This is a genomic window from Paenibacillus sp. 01T422 (assembly GCF_056398785.1).
Genome location: NZ_JBFTQB010000730.1, coordinates 1 through 3,393, shown reverse-complemented (window position 1 = coordinate 3,393; position 3,393 = coordinate 1). Strand labels below are relative to the sequence as shown.

Genomic DNA, 3,393 nt, shown 5'->3' with positions numbered 1-3,393 from the left:
CAGCAGGGAAGAATTTAGTCGTGAGAAAATTTTAAGAGGCTTAATACGTGCCTGTGAGAAGCGTCCGGTGTCCATGGAGAGACTGGAGATGCTAGTATCCGAAGTTGAAATGCAGCTTCGCACGACGGCTCATGCGGAAGTTGACAGTTTAGGCATTGGCGAAATCGTCATGGAGCAATTGTACCCAGTCGATGAAGTGGCTTACATTCGCTTCGCCTCCGTTTACCGACAATTTAAGGACATTAATATGTTCCTAAAAGAGCTAACGCAAATATTGGGAAAGCATGATCCCGGCCTACTCCGGGACAAATAAGAAAGCCGGTTCTGATTCGTTCTATTGAACGTGGTCAGATCGGCTTTTATTTGTTAGACAGCATGAATGACGGTAGTGACAACTAGATTATTTGTCGTTGAAGATGAAGTCGAGGTGGCCGAAACGAAAGCGTCTCTAGGACGATCGTAGCACCGATTGTAAGAGCATTGGTGATAGCTAGACTGGCCGTTGTCAAAGTCGTAAGACCTCCCGCGAAGAGGATGCCTAGTATTCTAGTATAGTATATGTCAAATAATTGGAAATTCTTGGATTCTGGCATAACTTGGTAGCGTATTCAAAAAAATGTTCCATTTATCTAAAGTTTAAACCTTAAATCTGACAAAAAATAAGAAAAAGACAGCGGGATTCCCGTTGTCTTTTTACTGTTTTATTCTTAAAAAGCTATGATATCGCGATTTCGTTTGATTTTAAAAAAAATAATTCTATAGACACCAACCGACTGCATTTTTGTGGACGTTCGTGCATAATTCTGTTATTGAGTACGTTTGTCCAGTTCACTCCTAAGAAATTGAATAAACCGAATTGATTCCTCGGGGGATAGCAGGTTGTTATTAAACTTAAAGGAGAACATATTCAAAATATCACTTTCTGGTAGATGCAGGTTAGCAATTAAGTTTTCTACATCCAAGCTCATGTTTCCATTTAATACAATTTTCTCCATCCTTATCAGCTCCTCCTAAGTCATTCTACATTAATCGGACGGAGGCTGTTTTGGCAGCTGGCTGACATTTTGGACATGTAACATGCCAAATTAGTCCCTTTAGCTTTGCGTCACCACTTTTCAGTGGTTTTGCCTTTGTCGTGCCGATTAATGCTTGTAAGAAAACTATATCACATTATTTCCATTTATTACATCTATTCGAAGGATGGTTGAAGCATATGTCCGTCAAATCCAATCAAATTCCAGGCTTTTCTTATGAATTAGATATTATGAAGGTAGCAAGCTCGTTAGGAATTGATCAAGATCTATTGCTGGCTTATGTGTATTCGAATATGGAAACAAATAAACGGAGTGAGGATAGGGCCGCGCAGTCGATGATTAGACTTGATGAGCATTCTTAAATCTCAGCAAAAAGCACTGCAACCATAACGGCGGCAGTGCTCTTGATGGTGGAGTAGGTCTACACCATGATTTTACAAATGTCGTTCGTGAACTCAACTGGATCTTGAAGTGGCAAACCTTCGATGAGGAGAGCTTGGTTGTACAAGAGGGCTGTGTACAGGTTCAGCTTCTCTTTGTCTTTCTCGAAAGCGTCTTTCAACGAGACGAAAACTTCATGGTTCATGTTGATTTCCAGAACCTTTTCCGCTTTCACACTCGGGTTATTCGGCATCGCATTCAAGATTTTCTCCATCTCGATAGTCACGTCACCGTCTGTAGACAAGCATACCGGATGTTTTTTGAGACGTTTGGATGCTTTGACGTTAGTAACTTTGCCAGCCAATAAGCTAGTCATGTAGTCGAAAAGCTCTTTATTTTCGTTTTTGTCCGCTTCGGTTTCGGTTTTATCATCAGCTTCAATGCCGAGGTCGCCGCTGGAAACAGATTTGAATTCTTTTTCCTTGTAAGTCATGATCATTTTGATTGCAAATTCATCGATATCGTCTGTGAAGTACAAGATCTCATAGCCTTTATCGGTAACAAGCTCCGTTTGTGGAAGCTTATCGATGCGCTCCATGGACTCGCCAGATGCGTAGTAGATGTACTTCTGATCTTCCGGCATTCTTGCGATGTACTCGTCGAGTGTAACGAGCTTCTTCTCATTGGAGGAGTAGAACATCAATAGGTCCTGCAGAACGTCCTTATGGGTGCCGTAATCGCTGTAGACGCCGAATTTGAGCTGACGGCCAAACGATTTGTAGAAGGTTTCGTATTTCTCTCTCTCATCCTTAAGCATGGATTGAAGCTGGCCTTTGATTTTGCTCTGAATGTTTTTGGCGATCAGCTTTAATTGACGATCATGCTGCAGCATTTCTCTGGAAATGTTCAGAGACAAGCTTTCGGAATCAACCATCCCTTTCACGAAGCTGAAATAGTCTGGAAGCAGATCCGCGCATTTATTCATGATCAGAACGCCATTGGCATATAGCTCTAACCCTTTCTCATATTCCTTGGAATAGTAGTCGAAAGGCATGCTTTCCGGAACAAAGAGGATCGCTTGATAGACAACAGCCCCGTCCGCGCTAACATGAATATGCTTAAGCGGCTTATCGAAGCCGTAATGTTTCTCATGATAGAACTTCTCATAATCCTCAGGCGTTAGTTCGCTTTTGTTTTTTCTCCAGATTGGCACCATGCTGTTAAGCTGCTGCTCTTCTTGATAATCTTCGAACTCACTTTCAGAGTCTTCTTTGAGTCTTTTGCCGGCAACGTCCATTTTGATAGGATAACGGATGAAGTCGGAATATTTCTTGATGATAGCTTTCAGGCGGTACTCGTCCAAATACTCGTCGTAGTTGTCATCTTCTGTATTTTCTTTGATTTGCAAGACGATTTCTGTACCGATAGAATCTTTCTCGGCTGTTTCGATGGTATAGCCATCAGCGCCCGTGGACTCCCATTTGTAAGCTGTGTCGCTGCCAAGCGCTTTACTTGTCACCGTAACAATATCCGCTACCATGAACGCGGAGTAGAAGCCTACGCCGAACTGACCGATGATATTGTGGCCGTCTTTGGCTTCGTTTTCTTTTTTGAACGCAAGGGAGCCGCTTTTTGCAATGATTCCCAAATTGTTCTCCAAATCTTCCTTCGTCATGCCAATACCGGTATCGCGGAGCGTTAACGTTCTGTTTGTTTTGTCAGCAATGACTTTGATAAAGTAGCTATCTTTGTCAAATACCAATGAATCGTCGGTTAGTGCTTTGTAGTAAATTTTATCAATGGCATCACTGGAATTGGAGATGAGCTCTCTTAAGAAGATTTCTCTTTGTGTGTAAATGGAGTTAATCATCATTTCTAATAGTCTTTTGGACTCGGCCTGAAACTGTTTCTTTTCCAYGGATAAATCTCCTCTCGATATGTAACAATCATAGTTTAATGTTAGCACTCTCTCTACTTG

Annotated in this window: 4 protein-coding genes and 1 riboswitch; of the genes, 2 read left to right on the top strand and 2 right to left on the bottom strand. The window is 41.8% G+C overall.

The features are described 5' to 3' along the window. Positions 1-313: ATP cone domain-containing protein (locus AC1DUA_RS30005; RefSeq protein ID WP_477503222.1), on the top strand; the 313-nt coding region annotated here is incomplete at its 5' end. Between the two features lie 493 nt (positions 314-806). Here AC1DUA_RS30005 and AC1DUA_RS30000 read toward each other — a convergent pair. Further along, positions 807-995: a hypothetical protein gene (locus AC1DUA_RS30000; RefSeq protein WP_477503221.1), complete on the bottom strand. Its 189-nt coding sequence runs from the start codon at positions 993-995 to the stop codon at positions 807-809. 49 nt (positions 996-1,044) lie between these two features. Then, positions 1,045-1,139: riboswitch (cyclic di-GMP riboswitch) on the bottom strand. Positions 1,140-1,213: 74 nt separating this feature from the next. Here AC1DUA_RS30000 and AC1DUA_RS29995 point away from each other — a divergent pair. Then, the gene (locus AC1DUA_RS29995; protein ID WP_477503220.1) at positions 1,214-1,396 is read left to right on the top strand and encodes a hypothetical protein; all 183 of its coding nucleotides are present in this window, start codon (positions 1,214-1,216) and stop codon (positions 1,394-1,396) included. A gap of 59 nt (positions 1,397-1,455) precedes the next feature. Here AC1DUA_RS29995 and htpG read toward each other — a convergent pair whose 3' ends face one another. Then, entirely contained in the window at positions 1,456-3,333 is a 1,878-nt protein-coding gene (htpG, locus tag AC1DUA_RS29990; RefSeq protein ID WP_477503223.1) for a molecular chaperone HtpG, read from the bottom strand. Positions 3,334-3,393 lie beyond the last annotated feature (60 nt).